Source organism: Pirellulales bacterium (assembly GCA_036490175.1).
Taxonomy (GTDB): domain Bacteria; phylum Planctomycetota; class Planctomycetia; order Pirellulales; family JACPPG01; genus JACPPG01.
On sequence record DASXEJ010000354.1, the window covers coordinates 1 to 26974 of the forward strand.

Annotated in this window: 25 protein-coding genes and 1 riboswitch; of the genes, 15 read left to right on the top strand and 10 right to left on the bottom strand. The window is 59.9% G+C overall.

Going from position 1 to position 26974, the window contains the following annotated elements; all coding sequences use genetic code 11:
* Positions 1 to 392 (top strand): LssY C-terminal domain-containing protein (locus tag VGG64_26695; protein ID HEY1603221.1); only part of this gene is annotated, 392 nt, incomplete at its 5' end.
* Positions 393 to 463: 71 nt separating this feature from the next.
* On the opposite strand, the gene VGG64_26700 is transcribed toward VGG64_26695, so the two are convergent.
* From VGG64_26700 to VGG64_26720, 5 genes are all read right to left on the bottom strand, one after another.
* Positions 464 to 1438 (bottom strand): alpha/beta hydrolase, encoded by a 975-nt coding sequence (locus VGG64_26700; protein HEY1603222.1) that lies wholly within the window; start codon positions 1436 to 1438, stop codon positions 464 to 466.
* 143 nt (positions 1439 to 1581) lie between these two features.
* Positions 1582 to 2532: an MBL fold metallo-hydrolase RNA specificity domain-containing protein gene (locus VGG64_26705; protein HEY1603223.1), complete on the bottom strand. Its 951-nt coding sequence runs from the start codon at positions 2530 to 2532 to the stop codon at positions 1582 to 1584.
* 137 nt (positions 2533 to 2669) lie between these two features.
* Positions 2670 to 3560: a sugar phosphate isomerase/epimerase gene (locus VGG64_26710; GenBank protein ID HEY1603224.1), complete on the bottom strand. Its 891-nt coding sequence runs from the start codon at positions 3558 to 3560 to the stop codon at positions 2670 to 2672.
* Between the two features lie 677 nt (positions 3561 to 4237).
* Positions 4238 to 4789: a hypothetical protein gene (locus VGG64_26715; GenBank protein ID HEY1603225.1), complete on the bottom strand. Its 552-nt coding sequence runs from the start codon at positions 4787 to 4789 to the stop codon at positions 4238 to 4240.
* Between the two features lie 181 nt (positions 4790 to 4970).
* Positions 4971 to 5405, bottom strand: a complete 435-nt coding sequence (locus VGG64_26720) for a hypothetical protein (GenBank protein HEY1603226.1) — start codon at positions 5403 to 5405, stop codon at positions 4971 to 4973.
* A gap of 403 nt (positions 5406 to 5808) precedes the next feature.
* Here VGG64_26720 and VGG64_26725 point away from each other — a divergent pair, with 403 nt between their 5' ends.
* A complete protein-coding gene (locus VGG64_26725; protein HEY1603227.1) occupies positions 5809 to 6600 on the top strand; it encodes an undecaprenyl-diphosphate phosphatase in 792 nt (263 codons plus the stop codon).
* 288 nt (positions 6601 to 6888) lie between these two features.
* On the opposite strand, the gene VGG64_26730 is transcribed toward VGG64_26725, so the two are convergent.
* The 4 genes from VGG64_26730 to VGG64_26745 all read right to left on the bottom strand — a co-directional run bounded on the left by VGG64_26730 (position 6889) and on the right by VGG64_26745 (position 11527).
* The gene (locus VGG64_26730) at positions 6889 to 7371 is read right to left on the bottom strand and encodes a VOC family protein (protein HEY1603228.1); all 483 of its coding nucleotides are present in this window, start codon (positions 7369 to 7371) and stop codon (positions 6889 to 6891) included.
* A gap of 184 nt (positions 7372 to 7555) precedes the next feature.
* Positions 7556 to 8935 (bottom strand): MFS transporter, encoded by a 1380-nt coding sequence (locus tag VGG64_26735; protein ID HEY1603229.1) that lies wholly within the window; start codon positions 8933 to 8935, stop codon positions 7556 to 7558.
* A gap of 306 nt (positions 8936 to 9241) precedes the next feature.
* Positions 9242 to 10210, bottom strand: a complete 969-nt coding sequence (locus VGG64_26740; GenBank protein HEY1603230.1) for a DUF1559 domain-containing protein — start codon at positions 10208 to 10210, stop codon at positions 9242 to 9244.
* Between the two features lie 54 nt (positions 10211 to 10264).
* Positions 10265 to 11527, bottom strand: coding sequence for a dockerin type I domain-containing protein (locus VGG64_26745; GenBank protein ID HEY1603231.1), 1263 nt, complete (start codon positions 11525 to 11527; stop codon positions 10265 to 10267).
* A gap of 223 nt (positions 11528 to 11750) precedes the next feature.
* On the opposite strand from VGG64_26745, the gene VGG64_26750 reads away from it, so the two are divergent.
* The 13 genes from VGG64_26750 (at position 11751) to VGG64_26810 (ending at position 26128) form a co-directional block, all read left to right on the top strand.
* Entirely contained in the window at positions 11751 to 13355 is a 1605-nt protein-coding gene (locus VGG64_26750) for a sigma 54-interacting transcriptional regulator (protein ID HEY1603232.1), read from the top strand.
* A gap of 116 nt (positions 13356 to 13471) precedes the next feature.
* A riboswitch (cobalamin riboswitch) is annotated at positions 13472 to 13683 on the top strand.
* A gap of 435 nt (positions 13684 to 14118) precedes the next feature.
* Positions 14119 to 15009 carry a hypothetical protein gene (locus VGG64_26755; protein ID HEY1603233.1) on the top strand — a complete coding sequence of 297 codons (891 nt, stop codon included), beginning with the start codon at positions 14119 to 14121 and terminating at the stop codon, positions 15007 to 15009.
* 142 nt (positions 15010 to 15151) lie between these two features.
* The gene (locus tag VGG64_26760; protein ID HEY1603234.1) at positions 15152 to 16225 is read left to right on the top strand and encodes a DUF4465 domain-containing protein; all 1074 of its coding nucleotides are present in this window, start codon (positions 15152 to 15154) and stop codon (positions 16223 to 16225) included.
* A gap of 203 nt (positions 16226 to 16428) precedes the next feature.
* Positions 16429 to 17499, top strand: a complete 1071-nt coding sequence (locus VGG64_26765; GenBank protein HEY1603235.1) for a hypothetical protein — start codon at positions 16429 to 16431, stop codon at positions 17497 to 17499.
* Between the two features lie 139 nt (positions 17500 to 17638).
* Positions 17639 to 18673, top strand: a complete 1035-nt coding sequence (locus tag VGG64_26770; protein ID HEY1603236.1) for a DUF1559 domain-containing protein — start codon at positions 17639 to 17641, stop codon at positions 18671 to 18673.
* A gap of 18 nt (positions 18674 to 18691) precedes the next feature.
* Entirely contained in the window at positions 18692 to 19078 is a 387-nt protein-coding gene (locus VGG64_26775; GenBank protein HEY1603237.1) for a hypothetical protein, read from the top strand.
* Positions 19079 to 19174: 96 nt separating this feature from the next.
* Positions 19175 to 21043 (top strand): radical SAM protein, encoded by a 1869-nt coding sequence (locus tag VGG64_26780; protein ID HEY1603238.1) that lies wholly within the window; start codon positions 19175 to 19177, stop codon positions 21041 to 21043.
* 371 nt (positions 21044 to 21414) lie between these two features.
* Positions 21415 to 21570 (top strand): hypothetical protein, encoded by a 156-nt coding sequence (locus VGG64_26785; GenBank protein ID HEY1603239.1) that lies wholly within the window; start codon positions 21415 to 21417, stop codon positions 21568 to 21570.
* Between the two features lie 166 nt (positions 21571 to 21736).
* On the top strand, positions 21737 to 23182 hold the full coding sequence (locus VGG64_26790) for a PhoPQ-activated protein PqaA family protein (GenBank protein ID HEY1603240.1): 1446 nt from the start codon (positions 21737 to 21739) through the stop codon (positions 23180 to 23182).
* Between the two features lie 215 nt (positions 23183 to 23397).
* Entirely contained in the window at positions 23398 to 24003 is a 606-nt protein-coding gene (locus VGG64_26795) for a hypothetical protein (GenBank protein HEY1603241.1), read from the top strand.
* Positions 23996 to 24424, top strand: coding sequence for a transcriptional regulator (locus VGG64_26800; GenBank protein HEY1603242.1), 429 nt, complete (start codon positions 23996 to 23998; stop codon positions 24422 to 24424). Before VGG64_26795 ends, VGG64_26800 begins: the two co-directional genes overlap by 8 nt.
* Positions 24425 to 24463: 39 nt before the next feature.
* Complete coding sequence (locus VGG64_26805; protein ID HEY1603243.1) at positions 24464 to 25237, top strand: di-trans,poly-cis-decaprenylcistransferase; 774 nt, start codon at positions 24464 to 24466, stop codon at positions 25235 to 25237.
* Between the two features lie 60 nt (positions 25238 to 25297).
* Positions 25298 to 26128: a ferritin-like domain-containing protein gene (locus tag VGG64_26810; GenBank protein HEY1603244.1), complete on the top strand. Its 831-nt coding sequence runs from the start codon at positions 25298 to 25300 to the stop codon at positions 26126 to 26128.
* A 25-nt stretch (positions 26129 to 26153) separates the two neighbouring features.
* Here the strand turns inward: VGG64_26810 and VGG64_26815 are convergent.
* A partial coding sequence (locus tag VGG64_26815) for a sialate O-acetylesterase (protein ID HEY1603245.1) occupies positions 26154 to 26974 on the bottom strand: 821 nt, incomplete at its 5' end.

Sequence of the window (26974 nt, forward strand, 5' to 3'; positions counted from 1 at the left end):
GCAGTCAAGATGTGGCGCTGCAGCGCACGCGCCGGTCGATCAACGAGCGGCTGCATCTGCGCCTGTGGTTGACGCCGCTAGTGTTCGACGGCAAGCCGGTCTGGGTCGGGCAGGTGAGCCGCGATATCGGCATTCGTTTCACACATAAGACCTGGAACCTCACCACGCATCGGATCGATCCCGACACGGACGAGTCGCGCGATTACGTGATTGAAGACCTGTTCCAGGCAGAGCGAATCGAAGCCGCCGGATATGTCGACGGAGTGGGGGCCTGCGACAGCTTGGCCCCTCGTCACAATCTCACCGGCGACCATTACTACACCGATGGCAAGCGCGCGGTGATCATGCTGTCGCCCACGCGTACGAACCCGCGCTTTGTAGCGCTCAGTTAAGAGGCGCCTCAAAGCGATCCGCACGTTGGGCAAGCGGAGCTGCCTGTCTCCGCCAGCGCCGATCGACAAGCTTATTTCGCGGCGGCCGGTGTCGCTCGTGAATTCGCGCGGAGCTTTTCGATCAGAAAGGCCACCACTTTATCGGCCTGCTCTTCTCGATCCCCTTGTTCCTTATCGCTCAGAATCAGCAAGCACTCGACGCCGGACTGTTTGCAGCGATCCGCCAGCGCAATCGAATGCTTGGGATGGTGTACATAGAGACCGCGGTCCTGATAATCTCCGCTGGGCATCGAGCAGGCCACGGCTACCGGCGGGTCATCGGCCGAGATCAACCCAATCATGCTGCAATCTTTCATGATCTTGTCCGCCTCGGCTGTGCCGGCTTCTGCCGCCGAGGCAAAGTTATAGAATTGCAGCCGCTCTGACTCGGGCCGCTGGAAGGGCGACGGACCGAGCACCGCCGCCCAGTCGCGCAGATCGTACGACACCTGACCGTTCAACGAGCCTGCCGCCGCGAGCCGTGTCGACTGCCGCAGCACCGGATCGCTCGACTGTGGGTCGGCCAGGTCATCGTGGAAGGCAAGCCATAGACTGGTCCCCGCGCCGGCTGATCCGCCGTAACAAGCAATCCGCGCCGGATCGATGTTCCAATCCGTGGCCCGACTGCGAATGTACTGAATCGCTCGCGCGGCGTCGCGCAGAATATCCTGAATCGGGGCATGCTCGCGGAAACGATAATTGATCGACGCGAACGACACGCCCGCGTCCAGGCATTGCCGGATTACGGCGCGACCGCGGACCTGCGACTTGTCGCCATTGATGAATCCACCGCCGTGAATAAATACCACGAGCGGCGTGGGCTTGTCCGATTTGGCTTTCCACAGATCAAGCACGTTTCGCTCGTGCGGTCCATAGGCGGCGTTTTCAACATCCGGCGCCGGTTTCTTCGGCTCGGCGGCGACCGCGGACCAGCCCGAATGCAACAGGACCAAGCACAAAGAAAACGCCCGGACAACCTGGCCAGACAACGAACAAGGGTTATTCATGGTGGCGCTCCGCTAGTGCCTCGATAATCAGAAATGCGATGTTGCTTGATGAAACACCGACCGGTTCCGGACGGGTCGGAACTTCGGCCCACTTTAAGCGACGCGGTAGAGTCGCGGTCGGCTGAGTTTCACCGAATTCAGTATCATCTCAGCGGCAAATACGATCCATCCAGCGGGAAAGCGCAAAACCCCTCGTCCCGCAGACAGTCCACAAAGCTCTCCGGCCCGTGCGTGCAATACACAACGCGCGGCGCCACGCGGGCCACGGCCGATAACAGATCGTCGTAGTCGGCATGGTCCGAAAGCGGTATGGCGTGGTCCACCCCCAGCCGACGGGCCGAGTTCGTGGCCCAGCCGGTCACGGCGAACGTCACCGGCGCGGGTATCCGCCCCAGATCCGCGGGGCTATGGCGGCGCGGCGGCACGATCACCGCGTAACCATCGCGCGGTTTGCCGCGATACAGCTCGAATTCCCCCAAATCCACGCCGCAGGCAACATAAACAAGACTGATCTCGTGAATGTCTCGATGCTGCAGCACGCCGATGCCGGCCGCCGTCAGCAGCGCCGTTACTTCCTGCGACTTGCCGAGCGTGTAGGCCTGGACGACCGGGGTCATGCCACGAGCCAGAACGCCGCGCACCAGGTCGATCAATTGGCCCACAGCCTCGTCCCGCGGTATGTGGCGATTCTCGGGCGTGCCGTAAGTACTTTCGATCACCAGGATATCGGCCGACGGCAATTCGGCTCGCTCGGCCGTGGCCGATTCGGCCAGCTTGAAATCTCCGGTATAGAGCAGCGTCTGCTCGCCGTCGTCGGCCAGCAGCATGGCTGAGCCCAGACAATGCCCGGCCGGATATGTCGTCAGCCGCAGCCCGCCCCAGTCGAGCGTCTGGCGATACGGCATCTCGACCACGGGCCGTCGCCCCATGCGAGCATGATAAAGCCGCGCCGTTTGCGGGGTGCACAGCGCCAGCTCGTGCCGAGCCATGTGATCTTGATGCGCGTGCGAGATAAAACCGCGCGGCTGCCGCCGGCGAAAGTCGACCGCCAGATCGGCCCTGGTCAACTTCAAGCCGCGATCATAATGAAACATCGCGCCGCCTTACGTTGCATTCGTCGGGCGAGAGCATTCCGCGCGCCCCAGCGAGCCCCGCTGCCGCCAGCCGGCACGCACCAAACCTCAATGGCGTCACCTCGGGTATCGGATGACGCCGCTGCTACCGACTTGGACTAATGCCGCACCGGAGGCGCCAATTTGCCGGCCACCGACAGTCCGGCACCTCTCCAAACGCGATCGAGCGATTCGCCCACGCGCTTCACGGCCGCTTCGCGGCGCATGCCCTTTAGTTGCTCGGGATGGGGAGCGGGCGTTACGGGTCCGTCAAATCCCATTTCCGCAAGTGTCACCAAGGCGGCCGCCGAATCGATGGCGCCACCGTCGCCGGGCAGCATGCGCTGATTCGACTTGAGATCGGCCGGCGCAACGTCTGACGGCGCATCGGCGAGACGCACGGCCACCAACCGTTCGCCCCCCAACTTGCGCACGGCGTCGAGCGCGCCTCCCGTGACGTGCAAGTCCCACAAATCGACAATCATGCCGACATTTTTTGCCGGCACGCCCATCAATAGCATGAGCAGCGCGTCGAGCGAATGAATGAACTCGAAAGCCTTCCCCACGCGCGCCTCGGCCGCAGCCGTAAACCCTACGCCCAGGCGAATGCCGTGAACCTCGAGAGCTTTGGCCAACTCGGTGAGTCGTTTGCGGCCCGTTTCGAAATTTTGATGGAAAGGGGCCTCGTCACTGGCTGGTTCGATCCAGGTTAGCGCACGGCGAAATCCCCCTTCGGCAGCCCCCGGCGCCCAGGTGGGCAACAGTGCCATGTCCTCGCGGAACGTGGTCTCGTCCGCCTGCCAACGCGTGGGCAACGTAAAGCCGCCGATCTGCAACTTGGCGCTATCGAGCAACCGCTTCGCGTGGGCCAGGCCGTGCGATTTGACTTGATCGGCAAACTCTACAAAGTCGAGATCGAGACCGCGAAATCCAAACGACAACGCCAGCTCGATCAATTCACTCTGACGCCCCGATATGGCCAAGGCCTGGGGGCTCAGATTCTTGAACATCCGCACTCCTCCGCTGCTCTACTGCCGGGTTCACTTCAGCTGGGTCCACGGCCGTCGGCACAACTGCCGTCGGCGCCACTACTGGTGGTTTAGCTGCTGATGGGGCAACTGCTGCCCGAATTGTCACGTTCCTGAACGTGCCACACGCATTATGGCAAATCGGCACAGCTCTTCAACCGCAACTGCGCGTGCCAGCACCAGGCAGCATGGTCGCGGATTCTCCCAGATCCACAACCGGCTAACGCTCTGTCCCCCATGAACAACAAAGATCGCCGAGCCCTTGACAAGTTGCGAGCAAGGGAACGTTCGTAGGGCCTGTTAACCGCGCTGCTGGCCACGACCCTCTCAGTCCGCCCGCGCACGATCCGCAGGCAAGAGGAACGACGCAATCCTAAAACGTGGCTGCCGGCTGGCGTGGTCATCATGCTTTGCGCCGTGATGCATTGCCAGCAACGGCAGATTGATGACATGACTGTGTTGGTCAACGTAGCTGAGGCGGCTGCAATTGACCGGATAGGCAGCAATGCACGCGAGACGTTCAGGAACGTCGCCTAGAAGCTAGGCAGTTGATCGGAGACGACCCCAGGTCACCGGACTACGGTTACCTGGGGTCGCTGTGTTTGCGGGTCGGAATTACGCGTCCATTGTACGCGGCCGGAACGCACCGATAGACAGGACTATCGACTATAGGTGCGCTCTACAGCGCGCGACACCCAACGGCCTTGATTTACTACTACCCACGCTCCCTTCTTTCTTTGCAGTATCAGATAGGTCCCGCCACCATCCAACGGACCACGCACTTCACCTAGTTCAACTTCCACGTCGCCATTCTTGGCTTCCTCGATTCCGAGCATTTCCTCGCTAATGTTGTTCTTCTTGCAGTAATCCTTGACTACGCGCCAGATTTCGCGAACCTCCTCGGCAGAGAGCTTGCCCATTACCTCGAAAGGTGGCCTTTCGGGTCGAATTGTCTCTGGAAATAAAGCAGTGACCCGTTCATTGTTTTCGGTGCGACCAAGATAATCGATAGGCAAAATCAATTGCGCTACGGATATGTCGCCCATCAGCCTTCGCCAAATGGGAATCGACGGTGGGAATGCCACGTAATCCGCAACGTCTTCGGCAAGCCAAACCCCGCCTCCAAGGCCGGCGACTTCGTCGATTGCTGCGCGGCGCTGCCTGACATAGCTCAGCTCCCACGCGAGCCACAGTGCAATCACCGTTCCCACACCAAGCATCGTCCCCAATGAAAACTGATACCAGCGGCGGCCGGTCCTACTGTCAGTAGACATGCGACCTATTGTACCGCTGACCGGCACACCGATTCCAGCGACTTAGACGAACGATACCGGGTCGCCTCGGGCCGTTGTGTCTTTGATCTTTGATCCGATCATTTCAAATCGGCCGGTGTTACTTGCCGACCTCTGCCTTCTCCCGCGCAATTTGAGCTTCCAACTCGAAGGCCTGGGCGCGCAGCACAGCAACAGGCGTACCTCGCGCGCCCTCTTGATGTGCCTTGGCTATCGCCTGCGATTGGCGAGCATTATCTATCGCGGCGTCACACGCCCTTATTCGCTCCTCTGGCGTGGTGGCGTATTCGAGCCGCGCGGCAAATAGCTCGCGGTCGGCGGAGAGAACGTCCGTATACTCTATACGCGCATTTTGATAGAGCTTCCTTGCGACATCGCACACCAGTCCTAAGACTTCCAACCGCTTCTCTTGAAGGTTCTTGATATTGGGGTTGATCTTCTCCGCTTCCTGTGACGAGACGCAATTGCAACATACGAACAGCACTCCCACGCTGATCGCCACCATACAAACCGCAAACTTAGGGGTCGGGCGCATTATTTCGATCTCCGATTACAAGATGTCACCGGGGCATCGCTGCCACGCTTCGACGAGTTTAGTGATCCGTGGCGCCAAAACCAAACGAAAACGACCCCGGCAGTCCTGACTGTAGGCTGCTCGTGTCTCGCACATCGCAAGCGCCCGGTCAGCTGTTGTCGTACTCGGTTATGACCGATGTACTTGGACGACGTGGGTTTACAAGCCGGCTAGCCATGATGCAAAAATGCACCGTCCGCCGTGATGACTTGGCTATACGTCCATCATAATCCGTCACGTGAGCTATATTTGACGACCGCTCGCCGCGGCCTTGCCAGGCGACCTGAATGATTCGCCGCCGAGGTAGTACGCGGTAGCCTTACCAACTTGTCGTCCATTCAACTGTCATTAGCAGGCCAGGCACATGGAATACTTGCGCATTATCATTCTCGGCGTGGTGCAAGGCATCACCGAGTTTTTGCCCATCAGTTCAGACGGTCACCTGGTCGTGGCTGACAAACTGGTCGAGGCCTTCTCGACCGTGCCCCTCACTGAACAGAACATTGTCGTCACGATCATTCTGCACCTGGGGACGCTGGCGGCGATCTTGATCGTCTATTGGCGACATGTCCTGGGTCTGCTGACAAACAATCGGCGCGTGATCGGCCTGCTCATCGTCGGTACGATTCCGGCCGCCATTGTCGGACTGTTGCTGGACAAGTACCTGGAAGATTACATGATCAATCCGTTACTCACCGGATTGCTGCTGCCGCTGAATGGACTGATCCTGTTGTTCATCGATCGCAAAAAGCCCGGCGAAGAATCGTATGAAACCTTGACCTATCGGCAGGCCATTTTTATCGGTTGCTGCCAGGCCTTTGCACCGCTGCCCGGCATCTCGCGCAGCGGCACCACGATTGCCGGCGGATTGGCTGCCGGACTGCGGCGCGAGGCGGCCGCCACGTTCTCGTTCTTGCTGGCGATACCTGCCATCTCGGGGGCCGGCGTGCTGGGCATCATCAAACTCGTCACCAAAGGGACCGACAACTTGCCCTCTGCGGGCGTGCTGATCTTGGGGGCCGTCATCTCGTTCGCCGTTGGCCTCGTTTCGTTGCGGCTCTTGCTGCGACTGCTCCGCGAGGGCTTGCTCGATCCGTTCGCCTACTGGTGCATCGCCTTGGGTATCGGCGTGGTCATCTGGCAACTGATGGGTTGAAGCGCGCCAAAGCGATCCCGCTGGAACGGCCGCCCGACCCTCGCGCTGTTCCGCACACGCTTCTGGTGTCGAGGCCTATTGCCGAGCAGCGCGTGTTACGCGACGCGCCGCCTGATGCGGAGAACTTGATCCGCAGAACGCGCTGATTACGCAGATAATAAAAAAGACAAAGTTGTCTCGACGGAACTCGGTAAGGCCATTGCAGCGCGCTCATTCTCAACGCGCTCTATGCTGCGAGATTTGCGAAATGCGCCCGCAATACGGGTGTCGATCGACACGCCTTACCGGTTACTTTGGCGGCGCTTGCGCGTACAGGGCTTCTAGTCGCGTCATCATTTCTTCGGGCGACACATCTTCGACGTGGCTCATCACGGTCCAGTGGTAGCCCCACGGATCGGTGACCGTACCGCTGCGATCGCCGTAGAACTGATCCTGCAAGGGACGTTTGACCGTCGCGCCGGCCTGCACCGCGCGCTCGAACGCCGCGTCCGCGTCTTCGACATACAGGCAAAAGCCGACCGTGTTTCCCTTCAGAGTTTGGGGCGAGCGGGCCAGCCCCATGTCCGATTCATCGGCCAGCATGACGATCGAGTCTCCGATGACGATCTCGGCATGCCCTACCCCCTTTCCGCCCGGCCCTGGCAATCGATAGCGCTCGCTGGCTCCCAGCGCGCGCTTGTAGAAATCGATAGCTTGTGCCGCATCAGGCAATGCCAAGTAAATGTTCACCGTATGAAAACCATCGGGAATCGCCTTCAGCGGTGTGGTCATTGTTAGGTCCTCGTGAGCAAGAGACAGATATTCGGTGAGCGGCGCCCGTGGTATATCCGACCATCACCACGCACGCAACGGCTGGTTGCCAGGCAATTGTCGAAATCAAAAATGAGAGCAGAAAAGGGACACCTGGCCCCGCCGATGGTGTGACCTTTATGCGCGCCGGCGACACTTTGTCGACTCAACCGGCGGCCGTCGGCTCTTGCACCGCGGTCTGTTCTTCTGCGGGCGTCGGGCCAACCAGTCGACCATAGCGACGCAGCGTGGGAGCGAAAACGTACAACAAGGAAACGACCAACACCGTGCCGATACCTCCGCTCACTACAGAAAACGCCGCGCCGAAGGCCATGTCGCCACTTAGCCTGGCTGCGAGATCGGCCACGGCGCCGGACTCGAACGCGCCCAACTCGTTCGAGGCGCCGATGAACATGCCGTTGATGGCCGACACGCGGCCACGCATGGCATCAGGCGTTAAAAGCTGCACGAGCGTATGGCGAATCACGACGCTGATCGTGTCGAGCGCCCCGGCGACAAACAGCATGGCCAGCGACAAGGGAAACCATTTAGAGACGCCGAACACGATCGTGGCCACACCGAACCCCGCTACCGACCATAGCATCGTGCTGCCAGCGCGCTCCATCGGCGGCCGGTGCGCCATCACGATCGTCATCAGCACGGCGCCCAACGCCGGCGCTGCTTCCATCCAACCGAGACCGATCGGACCGACGTTCAACATTTTGTCCGACGCATAAATGGGCAATAGCGCGGCCGCCCCCCCTAGCAATACCGCAAACAGATCGAGCGACAGGGCGCCTAGCATCACCTTTTGCGACCAGACGAATTTTGCCCCGGCGGCCAACGATTGCGCCGTCAGCCCCTCGCTGGTGGGTGTGACGGGCCGCGAACGAATGGTCGAAAGCATGCCAAAGAACACGGCTGCCAACACCGCGTAGCACAGGTACACGGCCGCGGGGCCTGCGTCGCTGATATTGGTCGCGCCCGTACGCTCGGCCAGCTTGGCAAAGGCCGCGATCGTTAGCCCCCCAAGCGCCGGCCCCATGACAAATGCCAATTGAAAAGCTCCGGTGCTCCAAGTGATGGCATTGGGAAATCGATCGCGCGAGACGATCTGTGGCAGAAACGCCGCCCGCGCCGGCTGCGAGAATCCCCGGGCGACGCCGGTAATCATGACCAACAAATAGATGGCCCACACTTCGGAGCCGCGCAGCGAGACAAATGCTAATCCCAGCGAGGCCAGCGCCGTGCAAGCCAGACTCGTCAAAATTATCAGCCGTCGGTCGTAGCGATCTGCCACATGGCCAGCGATCAACGCCAGCGCCAATACGGGCACGATCTGCACCAGGCCGATCAAGCCCAACGCAAGCGGCCATTCGGTCCGTTTAAAGATCTCGTAGCCGACCGCTACGGACTGCATCTTGAAGCCCAGCACCCACAGAAAGTTGCCGGACAGAAACAGTCTGAAGTCGCGCTCGCGCAGCGCCGCGTACGGGTCACGCTCGATCGCCAGAGGGCCGTCGGCATTGGATGTCGGATCGGTCATGATTCCCAGGGATCCGCATCGCCGCGGGCGGCGGGAGCCAGCATTTCTACCATCAATTCCCTGTCCTCAGATCGCAGTCATCAGCTTCCCGTCCTCAGCGTGGTCCCAACCCTGCCGGTCGCCGCTCATGGACGGTGCTTGATCCTAGGCAGGCAAGCCCCGCTAGACCAGAGCACCCGGTGAGGGGCAAGGTTCGGACGGGAATTGGACAGCCACAAGAATGCGACAAGTCGCGTGGCGACGTCCCCGTGCAGAAGCGTCAGGCAAGTCTCAACTTCTCGTGATGCCGAAACACGCGTCAGTGCGTCAGGGAGTAGCAGACAATTCTCCGCCGGCGATGGTCGCCATAGCAGCCAGCAATTGCATATTGACTTGGGGCGCAATCAACCTCACCGATCCGTCGCAAAGCAGAAAATTAACTCCGCCGAGATGAAAGCTGCCCCAGCCGCGTCGACATGGCATCGAACCGCCAGTGTCAGCGATGGCGGAGCAAAGGTCGTAGTCGCCCGACATGATTCGCGACTGCGGAGTGACTGCCGACAGACTGTAATGAGCATAGGCGTAAGCCCAGAACGTGCGAAATGACACGTTTGTGCTCTTGGCATATTCGCCGACCAGCAGCGTATTCGACAGGCCATCCGTCACGTCACGATAATTCTCCGTCGTGTATTTAAGGACGCCGATCGTATGAATGGCGCCTCGATTGGTCCGTACGTAGGTGCCCAGTTGCGCCGAATCGAGAAAGCTAATCCCGTCGCTGGCGCCACTCACGGCGCGATAAGAGCCCGGCCGATAGCTCAAGTTCAGCGCGCCGGCGCATGCTGGTCCGGAAGCCGGCACGCTCAACTCATCGGTGCCAATATCCGAGGGACAAACGTACGTCGGAACGATGGCTTCACGAACGGCACGGTTCTGGCTCGCTTCGTTGAAGTCGTCGAAATCATACGCCGAAAACAAACCGTCCTGTTCGAGGAAGTTGAGGATCGAAAGGCACCAATTGGCGCCGTCGTCGGAAGGCCATCCCGTTCCGCCGGACTGCCCATCGCCATAGCAAATCCCCGCCGTTTTGGTGACATTGCCCGGCGGAAAAGACCCGTAGGCGTCATGATACGCGGCGATCGCCAAGCCTAGCTGCTTGAGATTGTTTGCGCAACTCGACCCGCGCGCGGATTCGCGCGCCGCCTGAACCGCGGGCAATAACAGCGCAACGAGCAGCCCGACAATCGCTATTACAACGAGCACCTCGACCAGGGTCAGCCCGCGCTCAACACGCATAATGTCTCCGCCGGTAGGGCATCTGAGGATTGGTCGGACCCTTTTTATGGCAAATTACGCGCCGCGAGAGTCATGGCATCGCCCCCGTCTGCGTGCCAAGAAGGCGGCTGCAATGCCCGCCGTCACCAAGACGAATGTTGCTGGCTCAGGCACCGTCGTCGCGCTACCTCCGCCTGACGTTTGCAACCAATGGCCGGCGACGATATTGATATCGAGCCCATTGACGATCCCGTCATTATTGACGTCGCCGATGATCGAGCTGCCGGTCTGCAACCAATGGCCGCTGATGGCATTGATATCCAGACCGTTGACAATGCCATCACCCGTCGCGTCCCCTACCGGTAGCACGAGCGTCTGCACATCGGTGGGTTTGGTGACAAAAAGTTCGTAATTGCCGGTATACGGGCCACTCGAGGGGGACTCTTGGTCGAAGATCCCAGTAGCGTTGAACCAACCGGTCGGCGCATTGGCAGGCGTAAACTGAGAATTCGTGCCAAGCTCAAGAACTAGCTGACGTCCGGCCGCATCTTGTATCGTGACAAAACCGTTGGCGACCCAGTTTGCGGACTGATTGGGCGCCAAATGGACGTCGCCAAGATTAACCAGATCACCTTGGTAGTGTTCGCCCCCCGACTGTTGGGTTGGATCAAACAGCACGGCATTTGTCGCATTGTCCCAAATGCTGCTCAACGTCAGCGGAATCGGCGCCGGCAATCCGTAGGCCGGCGTAATGAGTCGCATCTGAAAATCGAGTGTGGGGCTCGTCGAATGTTCATCGTTGACGTTGGTCTTGCCACCAAAAAAAAGTCCTCCCTGAGCGTCGATCTCGACGAGGTCACCGGCCTGAAAAACATGCCCCGTGGCCTGGTCGACATCGACGCGATTCACTTCAGCCTGCCACGCTGCATTGCTGAAGCTCTGTGTGGGGTCCGGCGTTGGTGCGGGAGTAAACGTTAGCGCGGGCGGGATGTTTCCATAGTTCTGCCCCATGTAGAGTGCCACGCCGCCTGAATCGCCAGGCAGCGTTGTTTGCACAAAGACTTGCCACTGACCGCCCAGGTTAAAGGGAATCTCATTCGCGTTCGGCGTAGTGTCCAGCATGTCTGCTGGATTGTTCAACAGAACGCCAATCATCTTGATCGGGTATCCGTCGGCTGGGTAAGTCCCAACACCAGCTGAGTCCACCGCCTCAAAACTTTTCATTGAGGTGTCGGGCAGGCTATCCCAATCGACCGTGTTGACTTGGGCCAAAAGCGGCGAAGCCAATAGTGAGAGTAGTCCGATCGACTGAGCAACAGTTGAGGTCGTGCGTATCATCAGGCGTGTTCCGTTGTTGGAGGAAGGGAATCGACGGCGATCAGGCGCAGCGAATTGCAATTCAAGTGCCGGAATGCATTCCAGTCGTGAGAGCCCGCATTTCCGGCTCGATCGCGATAGGGTAGACCCCTTGAGAATCACGAAAAGCTGCGCTATAACGCTTCTTCGTGCTTTACCACGAATTTTCGTCGCCATTTGCGGCGTTATAACGCTGAGGATTTCGATGAACGCGGCGTCATTGCAAGCCATTGCCACCTCGGTTGCCCAGGAACGCGACCTGAAGGCCGTGCTGCAACGCATGGTCGCGGAATTAGCAGCGCAGCCGCGTGTCGCTTTGACCCGAATTTGGTTGCTCACCCCGGCTTATCGGTCCGAGGCCGCGCCACAGTTCGATGCCGGCGAGATCGCGGACAAGTCTTTGCGGCTGGCCGCGAGCGCAGGCACGCCAAGGGCCGATGAAAATGCCGACTGGTCACGTCTCGATGGCCCGTTCCAGACCGTCCTCCTTGGCGCCGGCAAGGTTGGGCTCATCGGTGCGACGGGCGAGTCTGTCCTGCTCGAGCACGCCGCCGGCGATCGCCGCTGGGTCGTAGATCAACAATGGATTTCCGACGAAGCGATTCAGAGCTTCGCGGGGCATCCACTCATCTTCCGCGGAAAAATCTTAGGCGTTCTGGCCCTCTTCAGCCGCGCTCGCCTCACCCAAGTTGATTTCGATTGGCTCCGGGCGTTTGCAGACCAGGCGGCCGTGGCCATTGCCAATGCCCGCGCGTTTGAAGAAATTGAGCGGTTGCAGCAGCGGCTGCAATCCGAAAACAGCTACTTGCGTGAAGAGATCGAGCAAACGCATTCCTTCGGCCAAATCATCGGCAGCAGCGATGCGCTCGCCAAGGTCCTGGAACAAATCGATCTGGTTGCCCCGACCCGCGCGAGCGTCCTCATTCTCGGCGAGTCCGGCACCGGCAAAGAATTAATTGCCCGAGCCATTCACCAGCGGAGTCTGCGGCGCGAGCATCCGCTGGTGAAAGTCAATTGCGCGGCTGTGCCCCGCGAATTGTTCGAGAGCGAATTCTTCGGCCACATGAAGGGATCTTTTACCGGCGCTCTGCGTGACCGCGTGGGCCGCTTTCAATTGGCGGACGGAGGGACGCTATTTCTCGACGAAGTTGGGGATATCCCGCTGGAATTGCAGGGGAAGTTGTTGCGCGTACTACAAGACGGGCATATTGAACGCGTAGGCGCCGACGAAACCCGCTGCGTCGACGTGCGCGTGATCGCCGCGACGAATCGTAATCTGCAAGCCGACGTCGCCGCTGGCCGTTTTCGGCAGGATTTGTATTTCCGTTTGAGCGTGTTTCCAATCGAAATCCTGCCGTTACGCGAGAGAGTGGACGATATACCGCTACTCGCTCGCCATTTTCTCGAGCGGTGCTGTGCCCAGATGCGGCGGTCCCAGTTGACACTTTCAACGCAATCCGTGGCCCAACTCGCGCGTTATCCGTGGCCCGGGAATGTTCGCGAATTGCAGAATGTTATTGAGCGCGCCGTAATTAGCGATCGCGGAGGACGTTTACGTTTCGACACGTTGCTGGCATCAACCCCGCCCAAACCTGGCAATTCCGGCACGACGCACCGTACGAAACTTGGTAGCTCAGCAGTTGTCACACGGGAACAATTGCTGCACCTGGAGAAAGAGAGCATCCAGGACGCATTGACGACGACCAATGGTAAAATCTACGGTCCGCGCGGCGCCGCCGAATTGCTCGGTATGCGACCCACGACCCTTGCCTCACGATTGAAGAAGTTGGGAATTGCCAAGCCGCGATAGCACTCCCGGCGCGGGCCTTTTCAGTCACGTGACAGTATGACGCTGTTGACCATCGTGACATCCCGCGCACTCGTAATTCTTACTCGGCGACTTGACCGAGTTGCACGTGTCGCTATATTGATCCGCGTTGCCTTGGTGGTCGGCCTCTTTTTATCGAAGAGCCGACAAAAACAGGGAATCCGGTGTAAATCCGGAACGGCCCCGCCGCTGTAATGAGCGTCACGGGCGACCCACTCTTAAGCCATTGGCGTTTCCCTCGGGAAGCGACGAGAAGGCGGGTCGACCTATGCTCAGAGTCAGAAGACCTACCAATGCAGGATGACGGTTGCCCGCGAGGGACGGGTGCCAGATTGCAGCTAAGCGGTGCTCAGGCTTCGCTTAGCAAAACGCTTAACCAACGATCGTACGGCGACAAGTTCGCTGCTGCGCGTCCGTTTTGTCGTTAAACGAGCTCTTGACTCGTTTCTCGGCACAGCACGCGGTGCGGGCTTGTTCATGCGCTCGCTGAGAATGCGCTGATTCCATGCATATTCCTCGTGCGCCACGACGAGCATCCATGCTCGTCGAGATTACGGCGCCATTTCGCTGGGCCACATCCAGGTCGCACGGATCTCGGTGCCTGCGATCTTTGCGGCGCTGCTCCGTAAACACTTTCGCGTCTCTAGCACGATTCCGTCGTGCGTGCGCTCTGAAGGTCCCCTGACTTTCTGTTTTGTGAAGCAACTCCGTTAACGTTTCGTTCCACTAGAGCAAGGAAAAGCAAATGCAATGTCCCCTGAGTTTCCGTTACGCCTATTGCGTCTTGGTATCACAGAAAACCGTGATACGCTGCCTGACGGCTGTACTGCTGGCTGCTTCCGCCAGCTTGGCACACGCCGGCCCATTCGATCCGCAGGTCGGACAGCCGGGCGCGCTGGGCATCCCTGCCGCTAGCCCGTTATTCACGGAATGGGCCTCGTCGGTCGCCTCTCTTAATCGCGGGCCCGAGGACATCGCGAACCCAAGCCTCGGTCTGGCGTCTGTAGGGACCGCGTCCAACGCACTCGGCTCGCCGGTGGGAAATGCGTCCCGCGTTGTTTCGCTCGGTGACGGTGGTTCCATCACCGTCGGTTTCAATATGCCAATCAAGAACGGTCCTGGACCGGATTTGGCTGTCTTCGAGAACGGGTTTCTTTCCGGCGGCGCGAGCCAGGCGTTTCTTGAGCTTGCAACCGTCGCGGTTTCCTCCGATGGTACTAACTTCTTTACCTTTCCGGACGTGTCAGATACGCAAACCACGACGCAAGTCGGCGGATCTGGCTTGCTCGATGCATCGAATCTTTATGATTTGGCCGGTAAATACATTGCCGGTTATGGGACGGGCTTCGATCTGAGCGAACTTGCCAACGTTTCTCCCCTGCTGAATGTCAACGATATTACCGCGGTCCGCATCACCGACGTCGTCGGTTCCATCGACCCGCAGTATGGAACGAAGGACTCGCTTGGGAATCTGATCAACGACCCCTTCCCCACGCCGTTCACATCAAGTGGATTTGATTTGAACGCAGTGGGCGCGATCAACGTCGTGCCAGAACCCTCGGGATTGTTCCTCGGTCTGACCGCGCTCGTGGCCGTGGGTGCTCTGAAGATAACGCGGTCACACCGGCGCGTCTGAACCTTGTCCACGCGCGGAATTGGCCATTAGCGCCATTGCTCCCCGGCCTCTTATCAAGCGGCAATCGCCCCTTCGCGCGGACCGCGGAGGGGTAATTGCCGCCACGCCCGCGCTCAAAATAGCCTTTTCAACGGAGTGATTTATGCGAACCTGCCTGCTCTTGATCCTGGCAATCGTCTCAACTCCGGCAAGTGCCGAGACCGTCAACTTTAACGACCTTTCGCTAGCGCCTCATTCGTACGTCAGCGGTCCGCTGCCGAATGCGAGCACAGTCGATGGTCCGTACGGCCCGCAAGATGTTGGCACGTTCACCAGTGGGGGTGCGCAATTCGGCAATACCTATGACGAGACATTCGGCAGCTGGAGCGGATTTGCGTATTCGGATACCACGGATACGACAACGCCAGGATATACAAACCAGTACAGCGCAATTACGGGCGGGGGCGTTCCTGGTTCGAATAACTATGCGGTCGCCTTCGGTTACCTGGATCAAACAGCGAATCAGGCACAGCCGTTCGATTTCAATCCCGCCGATCCCGCGCAGCTAGAACAATTGCCGACGATCACGTTGCCCACGGGATATGAGATTCAAAATATTGACGTGACGAATTCGACCTACGCGGCGCTGTCGATGCTGAATGGCGACAGCTTTGCCAAGAAATTTGGCGGCCCCACGGGGAACGATCCCGATTACTTCAAGCTGAGCGTCTATGGCACGGATAGCGCGGGGCACGCCCTCACCAACTCGGTGGATTTCTATCTTGCCGACTACCAGTTTGCTAATAAGAGCCTCGACTACATCGTGACGACCTGGCAATCGGTAAATCTTTCTGCTCTCAGTGACGCGACGCACCTGTATTTCAATTTGTCGTCATCCGATGCCGGTGATTTCGGCATGAATACTCCGGGATTCTTTGCCCTGGGCAGTATGCAACTGGCAGCCATCACCAACATCAAAGGGGACGTGAACAACGATGGCGTCGTCAACGGACTGGATATCAACGCCGTCGCCAGCCATTGGTTGCAAACGGGAACTGGCATCCAAGGGGACGCGAATAACGACGGCGTCGTCAATGGCCTGGATATCAATCTGATGGCGACCCACTGGCTGCAGACCACCGACGGCGGCAACGCTCAAACCGTCCCAGAACCCGCCACGATCGTTCTTGCCGGGGCGGCAGGCGTCGCGCTACTGATTTATCGCCGGCGGCAGTGATGCATTTTCAAGATCGAGCCGCACGGCTCGTCCGCATGCAACCAGTCTGTGCAGAATGTCGCGTGGGCTTTTGAACCCGTGGATTGATGAGTACGGTCTTGGTGCAGATTTTGCTTGCCGCGCACGCCTTGGCAGCGTAAAACTTTCAGGACTCGTTGAATAGTCAACCGGACGAAGCACAAGACATTCAGAGGAGAGTAGCGATGGGGCAATTGCGCCTATTTGCCGGGGTAACACTGCTGGTCGGAGTAGCAGCGCAGATCATGGCCGCCAGTCTGGTGGCGCACGCGGCTGAGGAACCGGTTGCGACCCGCGAGTTCGAAATCAGGAACGACCGGCCTTACCTCGGCGGCCAGCCGATCGATCTGTGGGGGCTGCGCTGCGGCAACGCCCAATTCAGCGAGGCCGTGACCGAACGGCACATTCGCAACTTCGACAATATGAATGCGCACGGGATCAATATGATCGGCGTGTACATTCAAGGCGCCAATGGCGGCTGGCCCAATTCCGAGGCGGGCTTGAACGGCTTCACCCGCGACGGCAAGATCAAACCGGCCGTTGCGGCCCGCATGGAACGGCTGATTCGTGAAGCGGACAAACGCGGCATGGTCGTCATGGTTGGGTTGATCTCGCCGCGCAAGGATCAAGACTTCTACGACGAAGCGGCGATTCAAAACGGAATCGAAAATGCCGCCCGCTTTCTCAAGGAAAGAAAGCTGAAGAACGTCTTTGTCGACATCGTGCACGAGTTCAGCCATGGCGAGCGTATGGATCACGCCCTACTGCGCGAGCCAGACGGCGAAAAGAAGAAGATGAAGCTTACCAAGTGGTTCAAAGACATTGCGCCGGATATCGAAGTTGGCATCTGTCCTGACATCGATTCCGGCACGCCCGACTCTTATCCCGGCATGGACGTCCGGATAATTCAAAAGAAGATGGCGATTCCTTCCTCGGGATTCATCGTGAACGTGGAAACCTTGCGGCAGGACAACTTTCAGCACGACGGTATTTTCACCAAATCGAATCTAGAATACACGCTCAACGAATGCCAGCGGTATCTCGATAACCCAAACGCGGTGATGCTGTTTCATGCCGGGTTCATCCAAGGCATCACGAATTCCAGCGGCACCGCTCCTCATCCGGAAATGGGGGGCTACGGCACCGGCCCGACTGACCGGGGCGTGCGTTTTTACTACGATTGGGTACGTGATCACGTCGGCCGCTGGGAATATCCGCGGCATGTGAAAGCAACCGTGACGGCCGCGGCGCAGTAAGAGGCCGCGGAATCGCCACGGCCGTGGTATAGTGGTGCCCGTCGACAGCGCTACCAGCCGGCTGTGCTGCCCGTTAAGAGTATCGCCCGTGCATTGTGATGCGGGCTAGACTCGTCCGAACAATAACAGGGAGCAGGTTATGAAGCGGCGCGGATTTACACTGGTCGAGTTGTTGGTCGTGATCGCCATTATCGCGGTTTTGATCGGCCTGTTGCTGCCGGCCGTGCAAATGGCGCGCGAGGCAGCCCGCCGCGCCCAATGCTCGAACAATCTTCGCCAGTTGGGCCTGGCCCTCTATGGTTATGAATCTTCGATGCAAGGGCTCCCCCCCAGCGCCATCATCTGGAAAGCCGCCGATGGCGTTACGATCAATACCAGCATCTTGGGCCCATTCACGCGTATCTTGCCATACTTTGAGCAAGGAAATGTCTATGGCTTAGTAGACACGCAACAACTGTATACGAATACGGATACGTTTTTAGCCAGCAACAATGCCGTACTGCCTGTGCTTTTGTGCCCTTCAGATCCCAGTCAAGACTCGATTCAAAATAGCACGTTCCTGAATGTCACCGGCAATACCTATGGATTCTCGATGGGGGATTGGTACGTTTGGCTGGGCTTCAATAATGGGCAAAACGGCGGCCCGCCGACCCGCTCGGCGATCGGCGTGAACCTCAGCCGTCGTTGGGCCGACTTTACCGACGGCACGAGCAACACCCTGCTAATGTCCGAAGTAAAGAACAATCAGCCGTACATCCGCGATTGCGGAAGGCTCGCCAATATCACGGATCCCAACGTCATTCCGCCGCCAGACGCGGATCCGCTCACTATCGTTCCAGAGTACATGGGAACGGGCTGTAGCGTGTTCACGAATGCGCACTCGCAATGGCCCGAGGTTACCGTGCATCACATCGGCTTCACCACGGCCTGGCCGCCCAACAAGGTCACGCCAGGTGGTCCTGGCTTTCTTTATCCCGACATCGACATTGACGGCGAGCGCGAGCGCATCGGCGGTCCCACGTTCGCCGCCGTCACCTCACGCAGCTACCATCCGGGTGGTGTCAACTCGATGATGGGGGACGGCTCGGCGCGATTCGTCAGCAACTCGACCAGCGGTATTGTCTGGCGGGCGCTGGGCACGGTCGCCGGTGGCGAAACTCCGACTGCGAACTGACATTAACGGAATCGCACGATGAAGCCGGCCATGCTGTTCGCGCTGCTCCTCTGCCTGGGCTCTGCCGGCTGTTGGTCGTCAGAGCGTCCCTCGATCGACGACCTGTCGTACGACTCGTCGAGTGCTCGCACAGCGCTTTTAGCGGCGCTGGATGCCTGGAAACAGGGGCGTGCCGCCGAGCTTGCCCGCCGCAAACCTCCGATTCGTTTCGCCGACGAAGACTACATCGGCGGCTGGCGGCTGACCGAGTATCAGCTTGTCGATCCCGAGCAGGAGATTCGCCCTTTCCAAGGAGTCCGCGTGAATCTGCTCTTGAAGAATCGCAAGGGGCAAACCGCGAAGCGACTGGCCAGCTACCAGGTGTCAATACGTCCCGGCATGGCCGTGTTGCGCAGCGATCCCTGACGGTCGGCGCGCAGCGGAATCAGATCAAACCCGCCTGTCCGGCAAAAGCGATGGGCAATCTAGCGGCAATCGCCCCTCGCCCGTACGATTGATCGGATGACGACCACTCGCCCGCGCGTTGTCTTCGTGCAACTGCCGATTCCGCCCGTCGGACCGGTTCCGGTGCGTGGCAATGTGCCGCTGGCGGCCGGTTATATGCAACTGTTGGCACGGCTGCGCGGATGGGAATTGCATTTTGCCATCGAAATCTTGCCGCCGGCACTTGCGAACACGCTTTCAGACCAGGGCCTGGTCGAAGAGATCGTCGCACGCCGCCCGTGGCTGGTCGGCTTTACCTGTTACCTGTGGAATATCGAGCGCTCGCTGTGGATCGCCGCCCGGCTCAAACAGCGTTTGCCCGAGGTGAAAATCCTGCTTGGCGGTCCCGAGATCACGGCCGACAACGCCTGGGTGTTGGGGCAGCCGGCCCTAGACTTCGCCGCGATCGGCGAAGGGGAGCAGACCTTCGCCGAGCTACTAGCAGTCGCTTCGCAGGGGTCGGCAGTCGCGCCCGGGTCGATCGACGGTCTTTACGTCGCGCCATCTCTTAACAGTGCGACGGCGGTGGGACTGCCGCTTGCGGATCCGGTATTGCCAAAGTTCCGCACGCCGCTTGCGAATCTCGACACAGTCAGCTCGCCTTATACGGCCGGCATCTTGGACGCCGCCGACGAGCATGTGCTGCTCTTGGAAACGATCCGTGGTTGTATCTTCAAATGCAAGTTCTGCTACTACCCGAAGAGCTACGATGCGCTTTATTTTGCTTCGCGCGAGAAAGTCGCAGCCAATCTTGCGCATGCCCGCGAACGTGGTGCCCGCGAGGTCGTGATTCTCGACCCGACGTTGAACCAGCGGCGCGATTTCGCCGACTTCGTACAGTTCCTGGCCGATGAAAATCCGCAGCAGCAGTTCACCTACTTCGGCGAGCTGCGCGGCGAGGGCATTACACCCGAGTTGGCCCGCTTGCTGCGTCAGGCCAATTTCGAGGAAGTTGAAATTGGCCTTCAATCGGTCGACCCTCAAGCGCAAGCCCTGATGGATCGGCCCAACAATTTACGGGCCTTCGAGCGCGGCGCGCGGGCGATGCTGGCCGCCGGCATCCGCGTCAAGGTCGACCTGATCATTGGCCTACCAGGCGATACGGCCGACTCGATTCGCCGCGGCATCGATTACTTTCTCGACACCGAGTTCTGCCGCAACGTGCAAGTGTTTCAGTTATCGGTTCTGCCTGGCACAGCCTTTCGCCAGGAAGCCGCGGCGCTGGGCCTGCGTTTCCAGGCGCGCCCTCCCTACTACGTGCTAGAGACGCCAACACTGGCACTTGCCGAAATGGTCGACCTGATGCGCGAAGCTCAAGAGCGCTTCGGCACCGAGTTCGATTCCTTGCCGGACCCGGTACTCGACTTCGACGAGCGAACCGCGTCGATCCCCGTGTGGCGGGTCGACTTGGAAGGAGCGTCGCACGGTGATGTTGGCAATCGGTATCACTCGCCCGAAGAAGCTTTGCCCCCGGCGACGTCCCGCGCGCAAGCCTTCTCGCTGTGGCTTCGCGCCGCAAACTTCGATCAATCCGCGGCGCGTGCCGCAAAGATCCTCGAGCAGTTGTTGACTGATAATCCGCATTCGACGTTGCAAATCATCCTCGAGCCCACGGGCGACGCGCGAAATATTACACCTCGTTTCCTCGAAATGCTGCGGCGCGTCTGCTATCGACAGACTTCGTACCTGGATCAGTTTTACTCGCTCGCGCCGGGGCGACCGATCGGTGCCAAACGACTGGTCGTGCTCTGTCCCTGGCAAGACCGCGTGCGCTTGGGCGAGCGCTGGATCGCGGCGGTGGCCGAATATGCAACGATCGTGTGGCGCGGCGGCGGCGACCGCGAACAGCTGCTGGAACTCGACCCCCGCGAAATCGTCATGGCGTAGGTGCCCCGCCGCCGCAAGTGTGCCATCGACCGGCGAATTCGGACTCGCTGCCAGGGGTAATTGCTCGGTCTGTTCGTGACATCCCGCGTAAGAGCTGGCCGTAGGCCGACTCGCATAACAATTCCGACAGGATTTCCGTTGACCCACCGGCCAGATTTGCGTAAATAAAGTCCTCTGATCTTTGTTTCACCCTGCAGGACGCTACTGGTAGCACTTCATTCTTTTCGCTCCGCCAGGGGCACGCCGCCACGATGTCATTCGCGGCGGCCGAGCTCAGTTTCGCTGGAAAAGAAGGAGTCGCTGCTGTAGTCCTCGCCCTCGGGTGTTCGTTCGGCGTGCCGAGCTTCGCGCCGCGCCTGCCAGTTCTTGAAATGCCGCGTATGGCCGTCGCCGGCAAACGCGATCCCACAATCGCAATTAGCGCCGGCAACGTCGCGTGGATAAGCGGTGTACAAGGCGCGGCCAAGCCGCTCGATCAGCCGGGCGAATTCCTAGTCTACGTTGGGCGCCGCGCCACTTCGGCCTAGCACTTTCCAGCAGGTCGGGGTGCAAACTTCGCCTCGGTCGAACGACCGCGCGGAAACGAATCGCCTGCCATCGCGGCGCTGCACAGCCGCAAGGTCGGTCACCTAAACAGTCAGACGGCCATGATCCACATGATGCCATCGGGAATCACAAAACAGGGGAATTTTGATGATACGCCTCGCAACCTTCTCATGCCTAGTACTGTGGTCGCTGGCATTCGGCCTGGCGACGCCCTCGCAAGTTTGGGCCGACCCGTCGACGGCGCTCGATGACTTCATCCACGCGCCCGACCCCAGCTTCGCGTGGACCGACGTCAGTTCGACATCAGGGCCCGGCTATACGGCCGATGTCCTTGATATGACCAGTCAGACCTGGCTTACGGCGGCCGACGTGGATCGCCCGGAATGGCACAACTATGTGACGATCATCAAGCCAGCGAACGTCACAAGCAACCGTGCTCTGTTGTGGATCGACGGCGGCAGCAATGGCGGATCCCCGCCAGGGGTCGATCCCAACCTGTTGGCGTTGGCGCAATCGACCGGCTCGATCGTCGTTGACGTCGGCGAGGTGCCGAACGAGCCGCTTACTTTCACTGGACAGCAACCTCGCACTGAAGACGGCATTATCGCCTACACCTGGCAGCAGTATCTGACGACCGGCAACGAACAATGGCCCGCCCAATTGCCGATGACCTTGGCGGCGGTCCGTGCCATGGACGCCGCCCAAGCGTTCGAATCTTCTCCTGCCGGCGGGTGGAACATCAACGACTTCGTGGTCTCTGGCGGATCGAAACGCGGTTGGACGACCTGGCTCACCGCGGCTGTCGACCCACGCGTGGCGGCAATTATCCCCGCGGTCGCCGACACCTTGAATGTCCAGAAAGCGTTCGAGCATGCTTACAACGCCTACGGCTATTGGCCGCCCGCCATTCAGGATTATGTAAGTGCCGGCATCCCCAATTGGTTCGGCACGCCGCAAATGGCCAACCTGATGCAGATCGTCGACCCCTACTCCTATGTCGACCGCTTCACCATGCCCAAGTTCATCGTCAACTCGACCGGCGATCAATTCTTTGCTCCCGACTCGTCGCAGTTCTATTTTGGCGCCTTGCCAGGCACCAAGTATCTGCGCTACGTGCCCAATACGGACCACTCGCTGGATAACTCTGACGCAGGGCAAAGCATCCAGGCTTTTTATGACGCTATCTTGCACAACAAGCCGCTGCCGCAGTTCAGCTGGTCGGTCGACGCCGGCGGCACACTGCACGTCCACTCGTTAACCATGCCGCTCGAGGTCAAGTTGTGGCAAGCCACGGACCTCAACGCGCGCGATTTTCGTTTGGAAACCATCGGAGCTGCCTACACAAGCGTGACACTGACCGACCTCGGCAATGGCAATTACACCGCGGTTGTGCCTCATCCCGCGCAGGGGTGGACGGCGTATTTTGTCGAGCTGACTTTTGCCAGTGGCGGGCTGTATCCGTACAAGTTCACGACCGACGTGCAGGTAATTGGCGTGCCCGAACCTGGCTCCTGCGCACTGTTGGCCGTGGGTGCGTTGTGCCTTGCCGCAGTCGCACGGCGCAAAGGTTGGCCGGGCCGCCAGCGGGCATAGCTTCCTGGCGACACGCTTTCCTGCGCTGCAACTCAGGCCGCTCGCGCCCGCGTTGAATGAGTTGCCCTGCGCCTGTTCGCCACGCGGCAACGCCGCGCCCATACAGTTCGATTATTTTATTGACATCGTTCACTTTGCATTGTAAAGTAAGCGGCGTCGCCGACCCGGATTTGCGGAATCCTACAGTTTTCGGGCGGCGGTTTTGAGAGGCGCATGTGGAATACAACAAGGCACTGTCGCAAATCTCAGAGATTCACGCCCAGCTCGCCAAGGTCGAGGTGTACCGTGGATTTCGCTCGCTGCCGGTGGCCCTATCGGGTTTGGCGGGATTTGCCGCCGCGGCGCTCGCGCCGCGCTTGCTGGCGACGACGGATTTCGACCGCGCGCTGCGCTATTGGATTACAGCGGGGATTGTCTGCGGGCTGATCGGCTGCTCGGAGACGGCCTTGAATTACCTGAGGCACGAAGACGTTTTTGCCCGCCGCCGCTCGCGCAAGGTGTGGGGACAATTCGTGCCTGGACTGGCCGCCGGTGTCGGTCTGACGTGGTGCATTTCCCAGACGAGTGCGTCGCTGATACCTTTGCTTCCCGGCTTGTGGTCAGTGGTCTTTGGGTTGGCCATCTTTTCGGCGCGGCCTTACTTGCCGCGCGCCAGCGGTTGGGTCGCACTCTGGTATCTCGCCGCGGGCCTGGTCTGGCTGGCCACTCCGCCGACCAATCCGGGGCGTTTCGGCTGGATCGTGGCTGGTATTTTTGGCACCGGCCAGCTGGCCGCAGCGCTGGTTTTGTTTTGGAATGTGGAGCGCTCGGAAAATGGCTAAACCTTCGGAACCGTCAAAAGGATCCTCATCGGCCAAGTCCGCGGCCGCGCCGATTCCGCCGGGACGATTTGCCTACCAAGGGCTGGAACGCGTCCTGCACGAAAAGGCCCGGCTGGGCATCATGACCTCGCTGGTGACGCGTCCCGAGGGGCTGCTATTCGGCGAGCTCAAGCGACTGTGCGAACTGACCGACGGAAACTTGAGCCGCCATTTGGACGTCCTGCACGAGGCAGGACTGGTGGAACTGTGGAAGGGCTACGAGAACAAACGCCCCCAGACGTTGTGCCGCCTGAGCCGGGCCGGACGCGAACGATTTCTTAAGTACCTGGGCGAGTTGGAACGCGTCGTCCGCGATGCACAAACCTCGGCCGAGCGGAAGAGTGCCAACGCGTCGCTACCGGCAGGTTGGGTTGCCATGTAACAGAGGCCGACGCCTCTTTTTTTACCAGGAGACTTTGCAATGCAAAGACATTGTCAACGCCAATCTACTCGCCACGTCGCCATCATCATGGACGGCAACGGCCGCTGGGCCACACGGCGCGGTCAACCACGGGCGATGGGGCACGCGGCCGGCGGAGAAGCCGTGCGGCGCGTGGTCGAGGTGGCGCCAGACCTGGGCATCGGCGTGCTCACGCTGTACGCCTTTTCGTCCGCCAATTGGCAGCGGCCCGCGACCGAGGTCGCCGCCTTGATGCGACTTTTCCACGAATATCTTGTCAACGAGACCGAATTGTGTTGCCAGAAAGGCGTGCGATTATCTTTGTTGGGCCGCCGCGATCGCTTACCCCCCAGCTTGCGCACCACGATCGAGGCCGCCGAGCATCTCACCCGGCACGGCACGCTGCTGCACTTGCGGTTGGCGATCGATTACTCGTCGCGCGAAACCATCCTGGCGGCCGCGCGACGTCTGGCCTTCAATAACCGTGGCAACTACGGCAGCGAAGTTTCCGTTCAAGACTTTTCGCGAATCCTGGCGACGGGGCCAGACGCTCTACAACCCGTGCCCGAAGTTGACCTGGTGATTCGCACCGGGGGCGAGCGGCGATTGAGCGATTTCTTGCTCTGGGAAAGTGCGTTTGCCGAACTGTACTTCACCGACCGAATGTGGCCGGACTTCAATGCCGCGGATCTGACCGCGGCACTGGCCGACTTCGAAAAGCGCGAGCGCCGCTTCGGCGGACTGCCAGCCGCGCCCGATAGTGTGGCCGTTGCCATCATGCAGGACGTCGGCTGAGACGTTGCTTTCCGTTACACGTTCCCTCCGCGTCGAGAAACCCCCAGGCAGGTGAGCATCATGAGTGCGCCGCGAAAGCAAGCAGTCCTATCGTCAACTTCCCTGAACGTGGACGGCACGCGCCGCCCTTGGCGGTCGCATCAGTGGTGCCGTTACTTTCGCCGCAATGCAACGCAGCTCTTGGAGATTCCGTGGGGGCCAGACGCAGGCATCACTACGATCGAGTGCGAAACGATTGCCGACAGCGTGCGTGAGTTCCAATTGGGCGAAAGCGCCGAGGGGCGTCATTTCGTTCGCGCGGCCAAGGGCTACGCCGCGCGCTCGGGAGATAGCGAGTACGTCGAAGCCGTGCGCCTATTGATCGGAGAAGAGCAACGGCACGCCCGCGAGCTGGCGCGTTTTCTGGAACTGGCCCAGGTCCCGCTGGCCGAGGCCACCTGGGCCGACACGGCATTCCGCTGGCTGCGCAAGCGCGCAGGGCTAGAGATCTGTGTGTCCGTGCTGCTGACGGCCGAGATCATCGCCAAGGTCTACTACGATGCGCTCGGGCAAGCGACGCACTCGCCCATCTTGCAGACGATTTGCACGCAGATTCTGCGCGACGAAATCGAGCACGTCCGTTTTCAGTCAGAGCGATTGGCGCTGCTCAGGGCCGCGCGGCCGCGACCACTCGTCGTCATGCAGCACCTGGCGCATCGGGCACTGTTCGGCATAGCCTGCCTGGTTGTGTGGCGCAAGCACGCGCGTGTATTTCGCGCGGCCGGCTATGGCTTCCGCCGTTTCTGGCAATCCGGCTGGCAGGAAATGCGCGTGGCGCTTTACCATATGACCCCGGTAAGAGCCGCCGCGCGCAGAACGTTTGGTGCGCCGATCAGCGCCGCAAAATCCTAGCCCTGCCCCCCTCGCTCACGACCAACTATTTGGGCTTTGTCGACGGCGGGAAATCGTCGGTCCGGAAAGGCGAGGCCGGCAGGCCGGCGCCATTCCACAGATTCACCAGTGGAAAGTTGGCCCAGCCGAAGCGGACGCCTATCGGATTCTTGACCGCAGAACTCCACACGACGACCTTGTCTCCCTGAATCTCGGCGTTGGCGTTCACGAACTTGCGGTCCTCGCCCGCGATTGTGAAGCCGGAGAGGGCGCCGCCGCCCTGAGAAACCAGCCCGCCATCGGTGTGCTTGAAGCTGAGCAACACGCGGTTGCCGTCGATCTGCTGCTGGTAATACTCAGGGCCCGAGTAGGGAACCTTCTCGCCATAGGCCAGTGCCCGCGCGGCCAAGGCCAGTCGTGCGCCGACCGGTGCCTTCCATTTCGGATGAATGTCGATGTCCTGACCGACATCCGTGATCACAGCCATGCCTACGCTGGGGAGCGACTGCGTGGAGAATAATTGCGCGTCACGCAACTCGGCCCACGCGCAATCCTTGGGCTCGAAATCGATCTTCATAAAGGGGGCCAGCTGCACGAGCAAGAACGGGAAATCGCCCTCGCCCCATTGGGCGCGCCAATCCTTGATCATCGTGGGAAACAGAGTGCGATATTCGAAGGCACGGCCGGCATTCGATTCACCCTGATACCAGACAGCGCCTTTGATGGCGTAAGGAATCAATGGATGAATCATGGCGTTGTACAGGCCGGCAGGGCTGTTGGGCTTGTCGTTGGCTGGCATGTCGGCAAGCGACTTCAGCGCCGGCTCAGCGGCCAAGGCGCCGTGGCTCATCCACGCTTCTGCCGGCG